General features: G+C 57.8%; 16 protein-coding genes. 8 read left to right on the forward strand and 8 right to left on the reverse strand.

Annotated elements, in window-relative coordinates; translation table 11 throughout:
* The first annotated feature begins 77 nt into the window (after window positions 1-77).
* The 4 genes from EI291_RS07360 to EI291_RS07375 all read left to right on the forward strand — a co-directional run bounded on the left by EI291_RS07360 (window position 78) and on the right by EI291_RS07375 (window position 5,676).
* On the forward strand, window positions 78-497 hold the full coding sequence (locus EI291_RS07360; RefSeq protein ID WP_125419166.1) for a single-stranded DNA-binding protein: 420 nt from the start codon (window positions 78-80) through the stop codon (window positions 495-497).
* 151 nt (window positions 498-648) lie between these two features.
* Complete coding sequence (gene gldD / locus EI291_RS07365; protein WP_125419167.1) at window positions 649-1,245, forward strand: gliding motility lipoprotein GldD; 597 nt, start codon at window positions 649-651, stop codon at window positions 1,243-1,245.
* A 98-nt stretch (window positions 1,246-1,343) separates the two neighbouring features.
* Window positions 1,344-3,443, forward strand: coding sequence for an ATP-dependent DNA helicase RecG (recG, locus tag EI291_RS07370; protein WP_125419168.1), 2,100 nt, complete (start codon window positions 1,344-1,346; stop codon window positions 3,441-3,443).
* 784 nt (window positions 3,444-4,227) lie between these two features.
* Window positions 4,228-5,676 (forward strand): hypothetical protein, encoded by a 1,449-nt coding sequence (locus EI291_RS07375; RefSeq protein ID WP_125419169.1) that lies wholly within the window; start codon window positions 4,228-4,230, stop codon window positions 5,674-5,676.
* A gap of 106 nt (window positions 5,677-5,782) precedes the next feature.
* Here EI291_RS07375 and EI291_RS07380 read toward each other — a convergent pair whose 3' ends face one another.
* From EI291_RS07380 to EI291_RS07405, 6 genes are all read right to left on the reverse strand, one after another.
* Entirely contained in the window at window positions 5,783-7,207 is a 1,425-nt protein-coding gene (locus EI291_RS07380) for a Glu/Leu/Phe/Val family dehydrogenase (RefSeq protein WP_125419170.1), read from the reverse strand.
* A 400-nt stretch (window positions 7,208-7,607) separates the two neighbouring features.
* Complete coding sequence (locus tag EI291_RS07385; protein ID WP_125419171.1) at window positions 7,608-9,395, reverse strand: acyl-CoA dehydrogenase family protein; 1,788 nt, start codon at window positions 9,393-9,395, stop codon at window positions 7,608-7,610.
* 395 nt (window positions 9,396-9,790) lie between these two features.
* Window positions 9,791-10,969 carry an acetyl-CoA C-acyltransferase gene (locus tag EI291_RS07390; RefSeq protein ID WP_125419172.1) on the reverse strand — a complete coding sequence of 393 codons (1,179 nt, stop codon included), beginning with the start codon at window positions 10,967-10,969 and terminating at the stop codon, window positions 9,791-9,793.
* A 178-nt stretch (window positions 10,970-11,147) separates the two neighbouring features.
* A complete protein-coding gene (locus EI291_RS07395; RefSeq protein WP_125419173.1) occupies window positions 11,148-13,556 on the reverse strand; it encodes a 3-hydroxyacyl-CoA dehydrogenase/enoyl-CoA hydratase family protein in 2,409 nt (802 codons plus the stop codon).
* Between the two features lie 156 nt (window positions 13,557-13,712).
* A complete protein-coding gene (locus tag EI291_RS07400; protein ID WP_044014483.1) occupies window positions 13,713-14,189 on the reverse strand; it encodes a MarR family winged helix-turn-helix transcriptional regulator in 477 nt (158 codons plus the stop codon).
* A gap of 179 nt (window positions 14,190-14,368) precedes the next feature.
* Window positions 14,369-16,150, reverse strand: coding sequence for an AMP-dependent synthetase/ligase (locus EI291_RS07405; RefSeq protein WP_125419174.1), 1,782 nt, complete (start codon window positions 16,148-16,150; stop codon window positions 14,369-14,371).
* A gap of 205 nt (window positions 16,151-16,355) precedes the next feature.
* Between EI291_RS07405 and EI291_RS07410 the strand changes: the two genes are divergently transcribed.
* The 4 genes from EI291_RS07410 (at window position 16,356) to EI291_RS07425 (ending at window position 19,470) form a co-directional block, all read left to right on the forward strand.
* Window positions 16,356-17,540: a formimidoylglutamase gene (locus tag EI291_RS07410; protein ID WP_125419175.1), complete on the forward strand. Its 1,185-nt coding sequence runs from the start codon at window positions 16,356-16,358 to the stop codon at window positions 17,538-17,540.
* Between the two features lie 195 nt (window positions 17,541-17,735).
* Complete coding sequence (locus tag EI291_RS23145; RefSeq protein WP_240635446.1) at window positions 17,736-17,942, forward strand: cytochrome b5 domain-containing protein; 207 nt, start codon at window positions 17,736-17,738, stop codon at window positions 17,940-17,942.
* A gap of 24 nt (window positions 17,943-17,966) precedes the next feature.
* Complete coding sequence (gene murQ / locus EI291_RS07420; RefSeq protein ID WP_125419177.1) at window positions 17,967-18,764, forward strand: N-acetylmuramic acid 6-phosphate etherase; 798 nt, start codon at window positions 17,967-17,969, stop codon at window positions 18,762-18,764.
* Window positions 18,765-18,903: 139 nt separating this feature from the next.
* The gene (locus EI291_RS07425) at window positions 18,904-19,470 is read left to right on the forward strand and encodes a hypothetical protein (protein WP_125419493.1); all 567 of its coding nucleotides are present in this window, start codon (window positions 18,904-18,906) and stop codon (window positions 19,468-19,470) included.
* A 67-nt stretch (window positions 19,471-19,537) separates the two neighbouring features.
* On the opposite strand, the gene EI291_RS07430 is transcribed toward EI291_RS07425, so the two are convergent.
* Together EI291_RS07430 and EI291_RS07435 are read right to left on the reverse strand one after the other, a co-directional pair.
* Window positions 19,538-19,759, reverse strand: coding sequence for a hypothetical protein (locus EI291_RS07430; RefSeq protein ID WP_125419178.1), 222 nt, complete (start codon window positions 19,757-19,759; stop codon window positions 19,538-19,540).
* A gap of 240 nt (window positions 19,760-19,999) precedes the next feature.
* On the reverse strand, window positions 20,000-20,236 hold the full coding sequence (locus tag EI291_RS07435; RefSeq protein ID WP_125419179.1) for a hypothetical protein: 237 nt from the start codon (window positions 20,234-20,236) through the stop codon (window positions 20,000-20,002).
* Between the last annotated feature and the right edge of the window lie 145 nt (window positions 20,237-20,381).

Here is a 20,381-nt window from a genome sequence, read left to right on the forward strand (position 1 = left end):
AATATCATATTTACTATCTTTATACGTCAGTACTCAGTTCTTATTTCTTTACTTTCAACTACTTCTCTTCAAAGCGTATGGCAAGCGTAAACAAAGTAATTCTAATTGGCCATTTGGGCAAAGACCCCGAAGTTCGGCATCTGGAAGGCGGCAACTCGGTAGCCAACTTTACGATGGCTACCAATGAATACTATAAAGACAAGCAGGGTAACCGCGTGGAGCGCACCGAGTGGCACACCGTAGCCGCGTGGCGCGGCTTGGCCGAATTGGCTGAAAAGTACTTGCGTAAAGGCCAGCAGGTATACGTAGAGGGCCGCATCCGTACCCGCCAGTACCAGGATAAGGACAACCAGACGCGCTACGTGACGGAAATTATAGCCGAAGAAATTTCTTTGCTGAGTAACCGCCCAGCCACTGATTCTGCACAACCCGTAGTGGCGGCGGAAACGCCTACCACTTTCCGCCAGGAACCAGAGCTGGACCAGTTACCATTTTAACCGTCTGCTTTCTTTCAACGAAAACCCCGCCGGAGCCCTGTGCCCCGGTGGGGTTTTTATTAGGTAGATTTTTCCGGGCGGAGCCGGAACGCGGGCCGCCGTTGCGCCGGTTTCTTGGCTACCTTTACTACTTCATTCGTCCCGCTTCCGCATGGCCGTTTCTTCCTCTTTGCGAGCCGCTGCGGCGGTTAGCACACTGCTCACGCTGGCTGCCGGCTGCACCTCGGCTCCCGATTTCACGCCCAAGCCCAAGGGCTACAACCGCATCGATTTGCCGCCGCATGCCTACCAGCAGCTGGCGCCTGGTCGGCCGTACACGTTCGAGTACTCGCGCTACGCCAAAATTCTGCGCGACTCCTCCTACCTAGCCCAGCCGAACTGGATTAACGTGTACTATCCGCAGTTGAAAGCCAACGTGCAGATTACGTACGCCGACCTCAAAGGCCGGCCGCAGTTATATACCAAGCTGCTGGAAGATGCCCGCAAGCTCACCAGCAAGCACGAAATCAAAGCCACGGCCATCGACGAAACTACTCTCAAAACGCCCCATGGCATGCGCGTGGCCGTATTTGAGCTGCAGGGCGAGGTACCCAGCCAGTTCCAGTTCTACACTACCGACAGCACCCGCCACTTCTTCCGTGGAGCGCTGTATTTCCGCACCGCCACCGCCAACGACTCGCTGGCTCCGGTGATTGAGTACGTAAAGCAGGACGTAGTACGGCTGCTGAACACGCTGCAATACAAGTAACTGTCAAATTGTTGAACTGGTGAACGGCTTGATGGCCGCTTGTTTTCCTTGCCGAGGGCGCAAACCCTCCAGCCGTTCAGCAATCCAGCCATTTTCCCTTGAGCAACTTCTTTCAGACCAAGATTGAGTACCTGCGGGGCGTGGGCCTGCAGCGGGCCCAGCTGCTGCAAAAGGAACTAGGCCTGTTCACGTACGGCGACCTAATCCAACGCTATCCGTTCCGCTACCTCGACCGCACCCAGTTCTACAACATCTGCGACCTGCACGATGACCTGCCGTTTGTGCAGGTGAAGGGCATTCTGCGCAACCGCGAGGTAGTGGGCGAAGGCCCCAAGAAGCGCATGGTGGCTAAAGTGGCCGATGCCAGCGGGGAGCTAGAGCTGGTGTGGTTCAAGGGCGTGAATTACCTGGAAAAGGTGATTAAAAACCACCAGGAGTACATCGTGTTCGGCAAGCCCACCATGTTCAACGGCCGCCCCCAGATGGCGCACCCGGAAATGGAAGAGGTAACCGAGCAGAAAGCCGGCCAGAGCTACCTCCAGCCGGTGTACAACACTTCCGAGAAGCTCAAAAACTACCACCGCGTTGATAGTAAGGCCATCATGCGCATGGTGGCCGATCTGCTGAAGATTGCCCTGCCCCAGGTGCAGGAAACCCTGTCGCCGGCCCTGATTCAGCAGTACGGGCTAATGGACAAGGCCACGGCCATCCAGCAGATTCACTTCCCCCAGAGCACCGAGTTGCTCCAGACGGCCCGCTTCCGCCTCAAGTTTGAGGAGCTGTTTTACGTGCAGCTTAAGCTGCTGCGCCAGCGCGACCAGCGCAAGGTTACGCTGGCGGGACAGATCTTTAAGGAGGTGCCCACGCTGGTGCATTTCTATAAGAACGTGATGCCCTTCGACCTCACCGGGGCCCAGAAGCGCGTCATCCACGACATCTACAAGGATTTCTGCGCAGGCCAGCAGATGAACCGGCTGCTACAGGGCGACGTGGGCTCAGGCAAAACCATCGTAGCCTTCATCAGCATGCTCATGGCCGCCGACAACGGCGCGCAAAGCTGTCTGATGGCCCCCACCGAAATCCTGGCCGACCAGCACTACGTGGGCCTGAAGGGCTTTGCCGACTTGCTGGGGCTGAAAATCGGGAAGCTCACGGGTAGCACCCGCACCGCCGAGCGGCGCGTGCTGCACGAGCAGCTGCGCTCCGGCGAGATGCACATGCTGGTGGGCACCCACGCCCTGCTCGAAGACGTGGTGCAGTTCAAGAACCTGGGCCTGACCATTATGGACGAGCAGCACCGCTTCGGGGTGGCGCAGCGCTCCAAGCTCTGGCAGAAAAATCCCCACGTGATTCCGCACGTGCTGGTGATGACAGCCACGCCCATTCCGCGCACCCTGGCCATGACGCTCTACGGCGACCTGGACGTGTCGGTGATTGACGAGCTGCCGGCCGGCCGCAAGCCCATCGTGACGGTGCACCGCTTTGATAGCAACCGCCTCAAGGTATTCGGCTTCCTACGCGACCAGATCCGGCTGGGCCGGCAGGTGTACATCGTGTACCCGCTCATCGAGGAAAGCGAAACCATGGCCGACTACAAGGACCTCATGGACGGCTACGAGAGTGTGGCCCGCGCCTTCCCCGAGTTCCAGATCAGCATTGTGCACGGCCGCATGAGCGCCGCCGAAAAGGACGCCGAAATGCAGCGCTTCGTGAAAAACGAAACCCAGATTATGGTGGCCACTACCGTAATTGAGGTAGGCGTAAACGTGCCGAATGCCTCCGTGATGGTGATTGAGAGCACCGAGCGGTTCGGCCTCTCGCAGCTGCACCAGCTGCGCGGCCGCGTGGGCCGGGGCGCCGACCAGAGCTACTGCATTCTGATGAGCGGCTACAAGCTCAGCAAGGATTCGCGCACCCGCATCGAAACAATGGTGCGCACCAACAACGGCTTCGAAATTGCCGACATCGACCTGAAGCTGCGCGGTCCCGGCGACCTGATGGGCACCCAACAGAGCGGCGTGCTGGACCTGCTGATTGCTGACCTGGCAAAGGACGGCCGCATCCTGAGCGAAAGCCGGGCGGCGGCTCAGGCTATTCTGGCCGAAGACCCTAACCTGGCAAAACCCGAAAACCAGGCTATCCGCCGTCACATCGAGAGCCTGCCGGCTACGGCCGTGAACTGGAGCCGCATCAGCTAGCCCATTCCCAATTGCTTGACGGATGACATAAAACAGCCCGGCCGCCTACAGAATAGTAGCAGCCGGGCTTTTATGTGAAGCATAAAAAAGACGACTTTATTAGAAAGTCGTCTGCCGAGGGTTATTCTATGTTATTGGTAGTGACAGCGGGAGCTGTGGCTTGCCAGAAGGAAGAACCTCCGCCCCTGATCTTTCGCTTGACAGCCGTGGAATTCTGGAAGAACGACGCCGTGTGTACCGAAACCCGCCACGCCGGCTGGGTAGCCTTGGTATTAGAAGAGGGTAACAGCGTCTGTTGATTCAGCTTGCCAACTACTATCAGCGAAATCATGAGCGTAAAACGTAACAAAGATTTCATAGGGCACTACCGGTTTTTAAGAAGTTCCGGAGGTTTGCAAATTTCAGACCAATAGTCCTTAATTCCTAAACCTTCCTAAAGAGATACAAAAAGAACAACGAAAAGGCCTTTACAACCACCCATTAGGAACCACTGACAAAAGCAGATACGAATACAAAATATTCAAAATATTCATTTTTCTTTATCTGGTATTCAGATGTCTGCTTCCATGCAGGAAAACCTCTCAGGTAACTTCTACGCTACAAAGAACGCCTGCATACCTTACTTTATACACCCGTTTGGTGTTAAGAAAGCATGAAGTATAGGCTTGAAGCCTCCTAACTTGTTGTAAAGCGGTGGGTGTACGGAGTGCGCCCGAAGTTGGATACCTTTGGAGAGTACATTTTTTTAGTTTTTGCTGTTTCGTTCACCTAACTGTCTTTATCTGTGCGTTTTTCTTTTTTGCTCACCGCCGGTCTGTCTGCCAGTCTGCTGTTTACCGCTACTACTATGACTATAGCGCAGCGGGTGAAGTCGGCTGCGTTCAGCTACCTGCCAGAGCAGACAGAGGACCGCTATAACCAGCGGGTGGCCAGCAAAACCCTGCCAATAGCGACTGGTGGCTTTGTGATTCTGGCCCACAAATCGGCGACGGAATACGCCGTGGAGCGCTATGATGCTGACCTGAAGCGCCTGTGGAGCACTTCTCTGCCGCTGGCGGCCGGGGAGAGTATTGACGGATTTACGCGCAGCGGCGCGCAGGTGCTGGTGGTTGTGCATCAGGGCGGCCCGTCTCAGCAACTACTCGGCTACACGCTGGATTTGGCTTCGGGCCAGAAGGCACCGGCGAAAAAGCTCCTGGAAGCAGGCTCGCGCGACCGGCGCCCCGGCGCGACTTTTTCTCCCGACGGCACCAAGCTGATTGTGTGGCGCTACCTCACGCAGGGTGCCCAAATCAAAGCCATCAGCGCCAGCATTTACGATGAAAAGCTCACCAAAATCAAGGACCGCACCTATGATTTTCACGACCAGGGCGGCTTTTTCTCCAGCACCGTACACGTGGGTAACGACGGCTCGCAGTATGTGACGCTGGTAGGTGATGAAATGAAAAAGCTCACCGTGCGCCGCTACCGCAACGACTCGCCCGATGTGAAGGTGATGTCGGTATCGGTAGGTGGTACGTTTGGTGGCAAAGTGGTGAATGTGTTTGACACGCGCTTTCGCCTGCTGCCTGATAATACGCTGTACGCCGCCGCCATCTGCAACGAACGGGAAACGGGTGTATACTACAGCCTGAAGATGGTGAAGTTTGATTTCTCGGCCGAAGGCGACATGAAATTTGCCCCCGAGTTCAAGTTCACGCCCGAGTATCTGGCTGAAGTCAACAAGGCAAACGGCAGCGCGGCCAAGCGCCTCGAAGACGTGTACCTCACCGACCTGCTGCTCACCGACGATAAGCAGCTAGTGGTGGCGGCCGAGAAGAAGTACGAGGAAGGCGGCGACGACTCGCCCGGCCACACCCGCGAGCTGCACCTGTTCGGCTACAACGAGTTCCAGTCGCCTACTTGGCACAGCATCATCGGCAAGGACCAGGTAGCCCCCGCCACCGAAGGCTACAGCAGCATTGGCTACCGGGCGGCCGTGTTTGGGCCCGAGGTGCAGATGGTAACCTGGGAGAAGCTCAAGAACAAGTCAGACCTGTACCTGCGCCGCGTGAACGTGCAGACGGGCGTGGTATCGGAGCCAAAAGGCCTGGGCCTGAACGTGGCCTCGGACCAGAACCCGTCCTATGTAAAGGATTTTACGGCCTGGCTCGATGCCAAAACCCTCATCGGCGTAAGCCGCCCCAGCAAAAAATCAGCAGCCCTCATGCTGAATAAGATTGTGGTTAAATAAATCACAGATGGTGCAGATGGCACTGATGCCGCAGATCTGTTCTAATGAAAAAGCCGCTTCTGATTCTTCAGAAGCGGCTTTTTCGTGGGCGGATATCCGCCTTGGCTTACGGGAAGATGCCGAGGGACTGGTAGCTGACGCCGATTTTCTCGATGGCGCTGTAGAAGGCGGCGGTGCGCAGATCGGTGATGCCTTCCACGTCGTCCATCACTTTGCGGATGGACTGGTAGGCGGTAATCATGGTATCCTCGAGGCCGGAGTGCACCAGGTCGATTTCGTCGGCACCGTGCACGATGAGCTGGCGCTCCTGGGGGCTGATGGTTTTGCCGGTGGTGCGCTCAATGGTTTCCACCAGCCGGCGCATGGCACCTTCCTCGGCCCGCTTGCCCATGCGCCCGAAGCGCACGTTCGACAGGTTTTTCAGCCACTCGAAGTACGATACCGTCACGCCGCCGGCATTCAGGTAAAGGTCGGGCAGAATGATTACGCCCTTGGCCAGTAGAATTTGCTCGGCGGCCTGAGTAGTGGGCCCATTGGCGCCTTCGGCAATGATTTTGGCCTTAATCCGGTCGGCGTTGCCTTCATGGATCTGGTTTTCCAGGGCGGCCGGAATCAGCACGTCGCACTCCCGCTCTAGCAAATCCAGCGACTCAGCTACGTCCTCAGCCCCGGCAAAGCCCAGCACCGAGCCCGTTTGCTGACGGTGCTGGAACAGGGCTTCCACATCGAGGCCGGCTTCGCTGAACACGCCGCCTTCCCGCTCGGCAATACCCACGATGAGGGCACCGGCTTCCTGGCAGAACTTGGCCGCGTAGTAACCCACGTTGCCCAGCCCCTGCACGATGATGCGTTTGCCGGCCACGCCGCTGCTCAGGCCCACTTTGGCCAGCATCGGCTCGTCCAGCAGCAGCTCGCGCAGGCCGTAGAACACCCCCAGGCCCGTGGCCTCGGTCCGCCCCCGGATGCCCCCCTGCCCGACCGGCTTGCCGGTTACGCAGCCCAGGGCGTTGGTGTCGCCGTATTTGAAGGTTTGGTAGGTATCGGCAATCCAGGCCATTTCGCGGCTGCCGGTGCCGTAGTCGGGGGCCGGCACGTCCATGCCGGGGCCGATGAGGTTCTTTTTGATCAGCTCCGTGGCGTAGCGCCGCGTCACGCGCTCCAGGATGTTGACGGGCGTGGTGCGCGGGTTGATTTTCACGCCACCTTTCGCGCCGCCGAAGGGCACGTCCACCAGGGCACACTTGAACGTCATCAGGGTTGCCAGGGCCATTACCTCCTCCTCATCCACGTACACGCTGTAGCGGATGCCGCCCTTGCTGGGCAGCTTGTGGTGGCTGTGCTGCACCCGGATGCCCTCAAACACCTGCACGTGGCCGTCCACTTCTACCGGGAAGTTGACCTTGTAGATGCTGTTGCAGGCCCGGATTTGGGCGATGATGCCGGGGTCGAGCTTGGAGAAGCTGGCCGCGTGGTCGTAAAACCGCAGCACGCTCTCGTAAAAGTCTTTACCCTGTACCTGTTCGTTGGCCATAGCTGGAGGGAGTTGAAGGTGGGAGATGTATCAGCAAACGGCGGCCCGGCCGTCGGCGTTGTGCTGAGTCGTGTTTTTCAGGCCGCCAGAACGATGTAGAGACGCGACACTTCGCGTCTCGGCGTTGAACGACCAGAGTCCTACCATCTATGCAGCGACTACAGCAACCTCAGCAACGACGCGACGCGAAGTGGCGCGTCTCTACACCGTTCTGGCGGCCCCACCCAGATTTCTCCCCTCTGTCGGAATGACAACCGGCCAAAAACGCAGCAAGCCGCCCCCGAAACGGGAGCGGCTTGCGGTTTCTCAGATTCTCATCGGCTTCACGACCCGCAGAAAGCGCCTGCCAGCACCGTCTACAAAATCCGTGAAATCCGATGAATCCGGCTAAATCCGTGATTTAGTAGGCGTACTCGTTGGCGGCAATCAGCTTGTCGGCGATGCGACGACGAGCTTCCTTGGCGTTGTAGAGGTCGGCTTTGGTGAAGCGCTTCAGGCCCATGGCCAGCAGGCGCTGCTCGTCGCCCTCGGTCATGGTGCCGATGGCGTCTTTGCCGAACTTGTTCACCTGGTCCACGGTGTCGTAGAGGTACACGCGGGCAATGTCGATTTGCGTCGAAACAGCCTCTTCGCCTTTGGCGGCGGCTTCTTTCTCCACGCGCAGCAGGGTGCTCTCGGCGGTGTACACCTTGATGGCCATGTCGGCAATGTTCATCAGCACTTCCTGCTCTTTGGCGAGCGAGTTCATGTACTTCTGCACGGCCGTACCGGCTACCATCAGAATAGCCTTTTTCAGCTTGGCAATGGTCTTTTTCTCGGCGGCGAACAGGCCGGTTTCTTCTTCCAGGTTGAAGTCCGGAATAGCCATCAGCTCCTGCTGCACGGCCTGGGCCGGGCCCATCAGGTCCAGCTCGCCTTTCAGACCCTTCTTCAGGATCATGTCCACGAGCAGCATGCGGTTGATTTCGTTGGTGCCCTCGAAGATGCGGTTGATGCGCGAATCCCGGTAAGCGCGGTCCATCGGGTAGTCGGCCGAGAAGCCGTAGCCGCCGTAGATCTGCACGCCTTCGTCCACCACGTAATCAAGCACTTCCGAGCCTTCTACTTTCAGCAGGGCGCACTCCACGGCAAACTCGCGGGCGGCACCCAACAGGGCCTCGTTGTGGCTCTGGCCTTTGCTGAGCAGCTCCTGCTCCATGCGGTAGATGTCCATGCCGGCGCGGTAAATAGCCGATTCTACGGCGTAGATACGCACGGCCTGCTGGGCCAGCTTGTACTTGATAGCGCCGAACTTGCTGATGGGCAGCTTAAACTGCACCCGCTCGTTGGCATATTTCACGCTCAGCGTGGAAGCCATTTTGGTAGCACCCAGGCAAGCGGCAGCCAGCTTGATGCGGCCGATGTTCAGGATGTTGAAGGCAATGAGGTGGCCTTTGCCAATCTCGCCCAGCACCGCCGATTTCGGCACTTTCACGTCGGACAGGAACACCTGGCGGGTCGAGGAACCCTTGATGCCCATCTTGTGCTCCTCGTTGCCGAGGCTCAGGCCGGGCGTTTCTTTCTCCACGATGAAGCCGGTGAACTTGTCACCATCCACCTGGGCAAACACAATGAATACGTCGGCGAAACCACCGTTCGTAATCCACATTTTCTGGCCGTTAAGCACGTAATGCTCGCCGTCCTCGGTGGGCATGGCTTTGGTTTTGGCGCCCAGGGCGTCAGAACCGGAGCCGGGCTCAGTGAGGCAGTAGGCACCCATCAGCTCGCCGTTGGTGAGGCCGGGCAGGTACTTGGCTTTCTGCTCCTCGTTGCCGAAGTACAGAATAGGCAGCATGGCAATACCGGTGTGGGCCGCGAAAGCCACCGGGAACGAGTGGCCACCACCCACACCCTCGGTCACGCGCAGCGACGTGGGGAAGTCCATGTCCAGTCCGCCGTACTGCTCGGGAATGCTCACGCCGAACAGGCCCAGCTCGCCGGCCTTTTCCATCAGGTTGCGCATGAGGCCTTCCTCGTGGTTATCGAGGCGCTCCAGCAGCGGCGTCACCTCCTTCTCCACGAAGTCGAGAGCGGTCTGGTGCATCATGTTCTGCTCCTCCGAAAAATCGGCGGGCGTGAATACGTCCTGGGCGTCGGTTTCCTTGATGATAAACTCGCCGCCTTTCACAAGTTGGTTGGTTACTTCCATGACCGGGTGAGGGTTGATGTGGGAAAATTCGAAGTCAAAAAGAAGAGAAACTACTCGGCTTACCTACTATTTACCGGCAAGTAAGCCCCGTTGTTTTGTCGTACCGAAAGATACAAAAATTTGTTATGCTTGCCGACTAGTTCACGAAAAGAAAACCCCAGTTTGATGTGGGGTTTCTTTTTGCGGTTCGGCAGAACGTGTAGAGACGCAATATTTTGCGTCTCGCCGTTGCTGATGTTGTTCAGATAGCGCAAGACCGGTCGTTCAACGGCGAGACGCAAAATATTGCGTCTCTACACGTTCTGACCACGCAGCTTTGGCTTGTGCCGTGAGCGGCTGAGTTTTCCGTCCGAAGCTGGGCTTCGGGCCGCCCACGGCACAAGCTAAAGCGTGTGCTACTTCAGCAGCTCGTAGATGCCGGCTACGCCCTGGCCGCCGCCTACGCAGGCGGTTACCATGCCATACTTCTGGCCCCGGGCGCGCAACTCGTGGAACAGCTGGATGCTGAGCTTGGCGCCGGAGCAACCCAGTGGGTGACCGAGGGCAATGGCACCACCGTTCACGTTCACTTTGCTCTGGTCCATGTCCAGCTCACGCATTACGGCCAGGCTCTGGGAGGCGAAGGCCTCGTTCAGCTCAAACAGGTCGATGTCCTGGAGCTTCATACCGGCCTGACGCAGCGCCTTCGGCACGGCTTTGATGGGGCCCATACCCATGATGCGCGGGTCGATGCCTTCGGTGGCGTAGGTCACCATGCGGGCAATCGGCTCCAGGTTCAGCTCCTTCACCATGCGCTCCGACATAACGATGACGAAAGCAGCTCCGTCGGAAGTCTGGGAGGAGTTACCGGCCGTTACCGAGCCGTTGGCGGCAAACACGGGGCGCAGCTTGCCTAGGGCCTCCATCGACGTATCGGCGCGGGGGCCTTCGTCGGTATCGACTACGAACGAGCGGTTTTTCTTTTTGCCGGTGGCCTGATCGAGGTAGGTTTCCTCCACGGTTACGGGCACAATCTGCTCCTTGAACTTGCCTTCCTGAATGGCTTTGATGGCCTTCTGGTGCGAGTTGTAAGCAAACTGGTCCTGGTCTTCGCGGGTGATGCCGTAATCCTGAGCCACGGCTTCGGCGGTGAGGCCCATGCCGAGGTAGTAGTCGGGGTGCTGCTGGGCGAGCTTGTAGTTGGGCACGGTTTTCCAGCCCACAGTGGGCACCAGGCTCATGCTTTCGGTACCCCCGGCCACGATGCAGTCGGCCATACCGGCGGCAATTTTACCGGCAGCCATGGCAATGGTTTCCACGCCGGAGCCGCAGTAGCGGTTCACGATGAGGCCCGACACGTTCATGGGCAAAGCCAGCAACGAAATCAGACGGCCCATCTGCAGGCCCTGCTCGGCCTCCGGTACGGCGTTGCCCACAATCACGTCGTCGATGCGGGTAGGGTCCAGCTGGGGCACCGAGGCCACCAGGTGCTTGATGACGTCGGCGGCGAGGTCATCGGGGCGGGTGAAGCGGAAACCGCCACGGTTGGCCTTGCCAACGGCCGTACGGTAACCGGCTACGATATATGCGTTCATGGTTTCAAGTCTAAGAGAAGGTGGGGAAGTAGAGGTTGACTAGCTCCCCTCCTTGGAAAGGAGGGGTTGGGGGTGGTTGACTGGTTGAACGATGGTTAGAGTTAGCTCTAGTATTGTTCTGGCGTCATTCAACCACCCCTAGCCCCTCCTTTCCAAGGAGGGGAACTAACTTCTAGCTCTAGTTTCTCAAGGGTTTGCCGGTGGTCAGAATGCTCTGAATCCGCTCCAGCGTTTTCCGCTCGCCGGTGAGGCTGAGGAAGGCTTCGCGCTCCAGGTCCAGCAGGTACTGCTCCGATACTTCGGTGGGGCTGCTCAGGTCGCCGCCGCACATGATGTAGGCCAGCTTGTTGGCAATCTTCACGTCGTGGTCGGAGATGTAGCGGCCTTCCTTCATGGCGTGCACGCCGGTCAGGAACATGCCCAGAGCGCCTTTGCCCTGCACCTTGATGTTGGTTTTCTGCAGCGGCTGGGTGTAGCCATCCTCGGCCAGCTCAATGGCAGCGGCTTTGGCCTGGGCCAGTACGCGGTTGGAGTTCACCACCACTTCGTCGCCGCGGCGCAAGAAGCCCAGGTCGAAAGCTTCGTGGGCCGAGGTGGATACCTTGGCGGTGCTCACCGTCATGAAGGCGTTGCGCAGCAGGTTGTACTCCGGCTCGCCTTCCTCGTACTTGAGGGCGGTGCGCAAAGTCATTTCCTTGGTGCCGCCGCCGCCCGGAATCAGGCCCACGCCGAATTCCACGAGGCCCATGTAGGTTTCGGCCGCCGCTACCACCCGGTCGCAGTGCAAGTTCAGCTCGCAGCCGCCGCCCAGGGCCAGGCCGTGGGGTGCGCCCACCACCGGAATGCTGCTGTAGCGCATCCGCATCATGGCCTGCTGGAACTGGGCAATCATCAGGTTCAGCTCGTCGTACTCCTGGTCCAGCGCAAACATGTACACGAGGCCCAGGTTGGCACCGGCCGAGAAGTTCGGCGCGTCGTTGCCCACCACGAGGCCACGGAAGTCCTTTTCGGCCAGCTCCACGCCTTTCAATAGGCCCTGGATGACGTCGGAACCCAGCGCGTTCATCTTCGAGTGGAACTCCACGTTCAGAATACCGTCGCCCATGTCGAGCACCGAGGCCCCGGCGTTTTTCCACAGCACTTTGCCCGTGGCGCGCAGGTTGTCCAGAATGATGAAGTTCTCCATGCCCGGAATGGCCTGGTAGCTCTTCGACTCGATGTCGTAGAACTGCTTCACGCCCGCTTCGCTCACCTTGTAGAAGGCGGTGTGGCCGGCGGCTACCATCTCCTCTACCCACGGCGCAACGGTTTTGCCTTCGGCTTTGGCCAGTTCCAGGCCCTTCTGCACGCCCAGGGCATCCCAGGTTTCGAAGGGGCCCAGGTCCCAGCCGAAGCCGGCGCGCAGGGCGTCGTCAATCTTGTAGAGCGAGTCGGTGATTTCCGGAATCCGGTTGCTCACGTAGGCAAACAGGCCCGCGAAAGTCTTGCGGTAGAAGTCCCCGGCCTTGTCTTTGCCGCCGGCCAGCACCTTGAAGCGGTCCGCCAGCTTCTCAATCGGCTTGGTGGCTTCCAGGGTAGCGAATTTTACCTTCTGGCTGGGCTTGTATTCCAGCGTGTTTAGGTCGAGGGCCTGGATTTCCGACTTACCGCCGGCGCCCTTCACTTTCTTGTAGAAGCCCTGGGCAGTTTTGTCGCCCAGCCACTTGTTCTCGGCCATCTTCTTGATGAAGTCGGGCAGCTGGAACACGTGCTTGGCTTCGTCGTTGGGCAGGTTCTGGGCGAGGCCGTTGGCCACGTTGATCATCGTATCCAGACCCACCACGTCGGAAGTGCGGAACGTGGCCGACTTGGCGTGGCCGATAACCGGCCCCGTCAGCTTGTCCACTTCCTCCACCGTCAGGCCCAGCTCGCTCATCACCTGCACCACGTCCATTATGGCGAAAACGCCCACGCGGTTGGCAATGAAGGCCGGGGTGTCCTTGGCCAGTACCGTGGTTTTGCCCAGGTACAGGTCGCCGTAGTGCATCAGGAAATCCACCACCGACTTGTCGGTTTCCGGCGTCGGGATGATTTCGAGCAGCTTCAGGTAGCGGGGCGGGTTGAAGAAGTGCGTGCCGCAGAAGTGCTTGCGGAAGTCGTCGGAACGACCTTCCGTCATCATATGAATCGGAATGCCCGAGGTGTTGGAGGTGATGAGCGTACCGGGCTTGCGGTACTGCTCTACGCGCTCAAACAGGCTCTTTTTGATATCGAGACGTTCCACTACCACCTCAATCGTCCAGTCGCAGCCGGCAATGTCCTTGAGGTTATCGTCGAAGTTGCCGGTCTTGATGCGCGCGGCATCAGCCTTGCGGTACAGCGGCGAGGGGTTAGCCGCCACGGCTGCCTGCAACGAGCTGTTCACGATGCGGTTCTTCACGGCCGGGTTGTCCAGCTTCAGGCCTTTGGCCTCCTCGGCGGGCAGCAGCTCCTTGGGCGCAATGTCGAGCAGCAGTACCTGCACACCGATGTTGGCGAAGTGGCACGCAATGCGCGAGCCCATCACCCCGGAGCCCAATACGGCTACTTTTTTGATGGTACGGTTCATTCGTGGGGAGGAATGAGGTGGGAAAATGAGTTGTTAGTTGTCAGTTACCAGTTGTCAGCTGAAGGACTAAACTAGTCGTCATGCCGAGTTTTTAAGCAAACAAACTTCCTTTCTCAGTTGGAAGTAAGCCCACAAAAAAAAGCCCCGGCCGCGCGGCTAAGCCGGCGACTCGGAGCGCAAAGGTTTCAGTTTGAAGTCGTCGTAGAGCGTTTTGCCTTCAATCATGCCCGTAATCTGGGCTACTACCTTAAAGAACACGTTCAGCTCGCTCTGCGGGATTTTCTCGCGTACCTTCAGGTTGAAGTGGCGCACCGTCTGGCGGGAAATTTCCTTGCCGCGCAGGCCTTCCTCAGTCAGGAAAATACGCACTGAGCGTTTGTCCTGGGTGTCGGCCTGTTTATAGATGAGGCCCTTTTCCTCCATGCTGCGCAGAATGCGCGTGAGAGAGCGGGTTTCGAGGCCCAGCAGCGGCGCGATTTTGGTAGCGGGCGTGCCGTTTTCCTGGTCGATGTTTAGCAGCACGAAGCCAATGCTCGTGGTGATGTCGTGCTTGGCGGCCTGCGTATTGTACATACGCGAAATGGCGTGCCAGGCAACTTTAATATTATAATCGACGGTTTCTTCGGGAGTCATGGGTAGGTACTGCAAGTCCGGTAAACATACAGAAATATGTTATGCTTGCATACTAAGTTACCCAAAAAAAGTTTTGGCTTCTCTTCTGTTCATTCACGCATTCTGACACGGTATTCCATTGCCCTAAAGCCCCAAACAGAAAACGGCGCTACTGCTGATGCAGTAGCGCCGTTTTCCGCTTACCGGTGGCCGTCCTGATGGTACAGGCCTTCAATCAGGTCCTTATTATTCTCAGTGATGACCTTGCGCTTTACCTTCATGGTAGGGGTCATTTCACCGGTTTCTACGGTCCAGAGCTTGGGTAGCAGCACAATTTTCTTCACCTGCTCCCACTGGGCGAAGCCGTTGTTGTACTTGTGCACGAGGTCCTCGTACATCTTGACTACTTTCTCGTTTTTCACGAGGTCCTCGTTGGAGCAGTTGCAGTCCACGCCGTTGCGCTTGCACCAGCCTTTCAGGTCATCAAAGGACGGAATAACCAGCGCGGAGGGAAATTTCTGTCCGTCGCCGACTACCATACACTGCTCCACCAGCGGCGACTCCTTCAGCTTGCCTTCAATTACCTGCGGGGCAATGTACTTGCCACCGGAGGTTTTGAACATCTCCTTTTTCCGGTCGGTGATTTTGAGGAATTTCCCTTCTACCAACTCGCCAATGTCGCCGGTGTGGAACCAGCCTTCAGCGTCAAACTCCTTGGCCGTCAGCTCAGGCTTGTTGTAATACCCTTTCATTACCGACTCCGATTTGGTCAGAATTTCGCCATCAGCGGCAATTTTCACTTCGGTGTTGTCAATGATGGGGCCCACGGTGCCAATCATATTGTTTTCGGGCTCATAGCCGCCTACGGCAATTACGGGCGAGGTTTCGGTGAGGCCGTAGCCTTCCATCACCCGGATGCCGCCAGCCCAGAACACGCGGGCCAAGCGCGGCTGCAAGGCACCGCCCCCGCTTACGATGCAGCGCAGGTTGCCACCCAACGCTTCCCGCCACTTACTGAAGATAAGTTTGTTGGCCAGCGCCAGTTGGGTGTTGTACAGGAAGCCGCCATCCTTCTGGTTGTCGTACTTCAGGCCCAGATCCAGGGCCCAGAAGAACAGGCTTTTCTTGATGCCGGTCTGCTCGTGGCCTTTGGCTACAATCTTGTCGTATACCTTTTCCAGCAGGCGCGGCACGGTGGTGAAGATTTCGGGCTTCACTTCGCGCAGGTTGTCGGCAATGGTTTCCATACTCTCGGCGTAATAGATGCTCACGCCGTTGATGAGGTACAGGTGCGTCACCATCCGCTCGAAAATGTGGCAGAGCGGCAGAAAGCTCAGGGCCTTATCGTCCTTGGTGACGGGCACAAACCGCTGCGAGTTACGGCAGTTGCTGAGCAGGTTGTTGTGGGTGAGCATCACGCCTTTGGGCTGGCCGGTGGTGCCGCTGGTATAAATCAGCGTGAGCAGGTCATCGGGCTGCACGGCGGCTTTCAGCGGCTCCAGGTCGGCGGAGTTGCCTTTTTTGCCCAGTTCCAGCAACTCATCGAAGTGGCGGGCACCTTCTACCTTATCAAAGGTGAAGACGTTTTCGGCGGGAATGTTCAGGCCCTGGGTAGCCTCCTTTACTTTATCGAACAGCTTCTTGTCCGACACAAAAACGGCTTTCACGCCGGCATCCTGGAAGATATACTTGTAATCTTCCACCGTGATGCTGGGGTACATGGGCACGCTGGTGGCGCCCAGCTGCGCAATACCAAAGTCGGCGAACATCCACTCCGGCCGGTTCATGGCAATGATGGCCACTTTATCGTCCTTACCAATACCCAGGCTACGCAGGCCCAGACTTACCTGGTTTACCTTTTCTACCACCGCATCGGTGCTGATGGGCGTGTACTGGCCGTTAATTTTGGCGGCAAAACAATCGGGCTTATTGTACTTCTGCTGCAGATGGGGCAGAATGTCGAACGTACGGCGAATATCCATGCTAGAGAGCGGGCACTTGGTGGGTTGGCAGTGAGAGAGAAGCGGTACTGGCAGCTATGATACGAGCCAAAACCTCAACAGTAATGGTAAATGCTGCTTAAATAACTATTTTTTTCCGGGTAAAGCGCAATCCATGGCGGAAAGGGCCGTAGGGCCGTGGCAAGCTTTTGCGTAGCTTTGTCGGAGTCCGCACCCGCCGCGCACGATGAATCTGGCCATTTTTTTTGACCCGCTCACTGAAGAGCTGGTTTCTCCCGCATCCGCATCTACTACGCTGGCAAGCTACGTTACGCCCTTTCTGGACACGTTTCCGGACTGGCGTACTGCTGATCTGGCTATAATTGGGCTGGATGAATGGCGGGGAAGCGCGGCCGGCGCTCCGGCCCGGCACGGGGCCGATGCCGTACGCCACTGCTTCTATCAGCTCCAGAGAGGCACCGGCCCTTGTCGGCTGGTAGATTTAGGCAACCTGCGGCCCGGACTGACGCTGGAAGACACGTATCAACGCCTGCGCGAGATTATTGCGACTCTGCTGGAGCACAATACCGTGCCATTGCTGCTGGGCGGCTCTCACGACCTGGATTACGGGCAGTTTCTGGCCTATGAAACGCTGGAGCGGCCCATCAGCTTTGCCGCCATTGACTCCCGGGTTGACATGGCCGAGCCGGACAGTGCCACACCCGAAGACAGCCACCTGCGCCGGATGCTGCTGCACGAGCCCAGCTTTCTGTTCAACTTCGCCCAGCTGGCCCACCAGCAATATCTGGTAGCGCCCGACGTGCTGGCTGCGTTGGAGAAGCTACACTTCGAAACCCTGCGCGTAGGCCAAATCCGGGATGATATCCGGCAGGCGGAGCCGCTGCTGCGTCAGGCCGATTTTGTGAGCGTGGATATTACGGCCCTGCGCTGGAACGATGCCCCGGGCTACCACCCAGCCAACCCTTTTGGCCTGACCAATGAGGAAGCTGCCAAGCTGGCTTGGTACGCGGGCTGCAACGACCAGCTCACTTCGTTCGGACTGTATGGCTACCGGCCCGACTACGACGCCAACGGCTTGGCTGCTATGGTGCTGGCCACCATGCTGTGGTATTTTGTGGAAGGCTACTACCACCGCCGCCGCGAAACCGACTTCCGGGGTCCCAGCTTTGTGCGCTACGCCGCCGGTCTGCACGGCCCGCCCGACTATAGCCCGCTGGATGAGTACGTTGAGGAAGGCCCCGACCGGATTGTGTTCTACAAATCCCAGCAGACGGACCGGTGGTGGATGGAAGTGGTGAACCTGGCCGGCAACGTGAAGCGCATTGTACCCTGCAGCTACCAGGACTACCTGCACGCCGCCCAGGGCGACGTGCCTCACCGCTGGATTCTGACGCAGGCCCTGCTGGGGTAGGTTAAGTTTCTGGTTGCTAGTTGCTGGTTTCTAGTCAAATCAATGCGTATGCAAAAGCCCATTTCATCTGCTGAGTCCTCTACGGAACCAGCAAAGCCCGGCGCTGCCAATAAGAGTGCAACGAAGGCTGCTGCTTCTGGCTTAACCCAACCAGCAACCAGCAACCAGCAACTAGAAACGTATACTCGTGGCCAGCTGGCTTTGCGCAACGGCCAGGACCGGGACGAAATCTGGGTAGCGTACCGGGGGCTGATTTACGACGTAACCCGCTCCCGCCTCTGGAAGCGCGGCAACCACTACGAACACTGGGCCGGCCAAGACCTGACTAAGGAGCTGGACCACGACGCCCCGCACACACCCAACGTTTTCGATAAATTCCCGGTTATCGGTCAACTGAGCTGATTCCCCCGCTACCACTTCCTTTCCATGAGCACCACCGAAAGCCCTTCCGAATTCAACCACCTCGAAACCCTGTCCACCCACGAGCTGCTGGCCGGCATCAATAGCGTCGACCAGACGGTACCGCAGGCCGTGGCCAAGGCACTGCCCCAGATTGAAGCGCTGGTGGATGCTACCGTGGAGCGGCTGAGCAAAGGCGGCCGGCTGTTCTACATCGGGGCCGGCACCAGCGGGCGGCTCGGGATTCTGGATGCCTCGGAGTGCCCGCCCACGTTTGGCGTGCCCCATGGCGTGGTCATCGGCCTCATTGCCGGCGGCGACACAGCCATCCGGAAGGCCGTGGAAAACGCCGAGGATGACACCGAACAGGCCTGGAAAGATCTGCAGGCCCATAATATCACCAACCAGGATATTGTGGTGGGTATTGCCGCCTCGGGGCGCACCCCCTACGTAATTGGCGGGTTGGAGCAGGCCCGGCAGGCCGGTCTGGCTACGGGCTGCATCGTGTGCAACGCGGGTTCCCGGGTAGCGGCCGTGGCGGAGTTTCCGGTAGAGGTGGTAACCGGCCCCGAATTCGTAACCGGCAGTACGCGCCTGAAGGCCGGTACCGCCCAGAAGCTGGTCCTTAATATGCTCACCACCGCCACGTTTATTCGGCTGGGCCGCGTAAAAGGCAACAAGATGGTAGATATGCAGCTCAGCAACGCCAAACTGGTTGACCGGGGCGAGAAAATGCTGATGGATGAGCTGGGCATTGCCCAGCCCGAAGCGGCGGAGCTGCTGCGCCGGCACGGCTCGGTGCGCGCTGCGCTGAACGCCAGGTAGTAGCTGCAATGTAGCAGGTCAGACGGGGTTTCCGGAGTTACTTTTCACAGGGCTCCGGAAACCCCGTTTGCGTATTCGGAGTTAGTCAGAGAAACTGATGGCCCAGGCTTCGGTGTGGGTTTCTCTTTTCGCTACTGCCATGCACACCATCGAGCCGCACTACGCCTGGCTGGAACAATACCAAGCCTCCGAAGACCCCCGCTCTCCCCTGTTCGAAGCCGAAAACAGCCTCGACACTTACACCAATACCATTTACGGCTACTACATCCATCCGCAGTGGGACAGCCTCGATTCGGACACGCTGTATCTGAAAATCCTGTTCGTGGATTACGAGCTGGGCACGGCCATCATTGAGTTTATTGGGGAGTGGAATGACGCCATTGAAAACGACGTCATGCTGCTCAAGCGCAACATCGTGGATTTGATGACGCACGAAGGCATCAGCAAATTCATTCTCGTCGGTGAAAACGTGTTCAACTTTCACGGCTCCGACGACTCCTACTATGAGGAGTGGTTTGAGGATGTGGAAGACGGCTGGATTGCGGCCGTAAACTTTCAGGAGCACGTCATCCGCGAAATGCGCCAGTACAACATTGATTCCTACCTCAACTTTGGCGGGCAGCTGGATGAACTGCCGTGGCGTACCTACCCGCCCCGCAAGCTGTTTGAAGTAGTGGATAGCCTGCTACTGCGCCGTCTGGGCTGAGTTGTTCATAAAAAAGGGCCGCACCTTTCGGAGCGGCCCTTTTTTGTGCGCCGGTCGGCGCATCTGCTTACTTGGCGTCAGCCGAGTCAGCAGCGTTTTCCATAGCGTCAGCTTTAGCATCGGCCGAGTCACGTACGGCGTCAGCTTTGTCTTCCATAGCGTCAGCTTTAGCTTCGCCGGAAGCTTCTACGTTCTCAGCAGCTTGCTCCTGAGCGTCTTCTTTCTTGCTGTCGCAAGAAGCGAAAGAGAACGAAGCGGCAGCCAGGGCGAGGAACAGTACTTTTTTCATGATGAGGGTTGGTTGAGAAAATGAAATTCGTTTACGAGCGAATTGCGCCGTTTTTCACACGGAGCGGCGGCGAAATTCAACTGTTTATCTCAGAGTATCAAGAAGGGTAACCCAACGGTAACAGGTTTTTTTTCGCCGTACGGCTCAGCTTATGAACAGGCCGCCATTTTATACAACCAAAAAAGCCTGTTTCCCGGCTGGGAAACAGGCTTTTTGCTGGGCGCCGAGAGGCGCGCCGGCTTACTTAGCGTCTTGCGCGTCAGCAGCGTTTTCCATAGCATCGGCTTTGGCTTCGGTAGCGTTTTCTACCGAGTCAGCACCAGCTTCGTTGCCAGCAGCTTCCATAGCATCAGCTTTGGCTTCGCCAGCCTCTTCTACTTTCTCAGCCTGAGCTTCCTGAGCGTTTTCGGTTTTGCTGTCGCAAGAAGCGAAAGAGAACGAAGCAGCAGCCAGGGCGAGGAACAATACCTTTTTCATAGTGGGGGAAATGTGAGAGAATGAAATGTCAATTGAAAATGATTCGGCGGGTTTTCCCCGAGAATCGAGGCTTTATATGGGTTCTGCCAGAAGGTAACCCGACCCCCAGAATAATTTTCATCTTTTCTTCATTCACCCACTATAT

The organism is Hymenobacter rigui (assembly GCF_003944715.1).
In the GTDB taxonomy this organism is placed as follows: domain Bacteria; phylum Bacteroidota; class Bacteroidia; order Cytophagales; family Hymenobacteraceae; genus Hymenobacter; species Hymenobacter rigui.

Excerpts from the sequence above, each read along its gene's own strand:
- EI291_RS07400 (WP_044014483.1), bottom strand. The coding sequence starts at position 14,189 with ATGACTCCCGAAGAAACCGTCGATTATAATATTAAAGTTGCCTGGCAC.
- gldD (WP_125419167.1), top strand. The coding sequence starts at position 649 with ATGGCCGTTTCTTCCTCTTTGCGAGCCGCTGCGGCGGTTAGCACACTG.
- EI291_RS07390 (WP_125419172.1), bottom strand. The coding sequence starts at position 10,969 with ATGAACGCATATATCGTAGCCGGTTACCGTACGGCCGTTGGCAAGGCC.
- EI291_RS07425 (WP_125419493.1), top strand. The coding sequence starts at position 18,904 with ATGCACACCATCGAGCCGCACTACGCCTGGCTGGAACAATACCAAGCC.
- EI291_RS07360 (WP_125419166.1), top strand. The coding sequence starts at position 78 with ATGGCAAGCGTAAACAAAGTAATTCTAATTGGCCATTTGGGCAAAGAC.
- EI291_RS07395 (WP_125419173.1), bottom strand. The coding sequence starts at position 13,556 with ATGAACCGTACCATCAAAAAAGTAGCCGTATTGGGCTCCGGGGTGATG.
- EI291_RS07380 (WP_125419170.1), bottom strand. The coding sequence starts at position 7,207 with ATGGCCAACGAACAGGTACAGGGTAAAGACTTTTACGAGAGCGTGCTG.
- EI291_RS07405 (WP_125419174.1), bottom strand. The coding sequence starts at position 16,150 with ATGGATATTCGCCGTACGTTCGACATTCTGCCCCATCTGCAGCAGAAG.
- murQ (WP_125419177.1), top strand. The coding sequence starts at position 17,967 with ATGAGCACCACCGAAAGCCCTTCCGAATTCAACCACCTCGAAACCCTG.
- EI291_RS07410 (WP_125419175.1), top strand. The coding sequence starts at position 16,356 with ATGAATCTGGCCATTTTTTTTGACCCGCTCACTGAAGAGCTGGTTTCT.
- EI291_RS07430 (WP_125419178.1), bottom strand. The coding sequence starts at position 19,759 with ATGAAAAAAGTACTGTTCCTCGCCCTGGCTGCCGCTTCGTTCTCTTTC.
- EI291_RS07435 (WP_125419179.1), bottom strand. The coding sequence starts at position 20,236 with ATGAAAAAGGTATTGTTCCTCGCCCTGGCTGCTGCTTCGTTCTCTTTC.
- EI291_RS07385 (WP_125419171.1), bottom strand. The coding sequence starts at position 9,395 with ATGGAAGTAACCAACCAACTTGTGAAAGGCGGCGAGTTTATCATCAAG.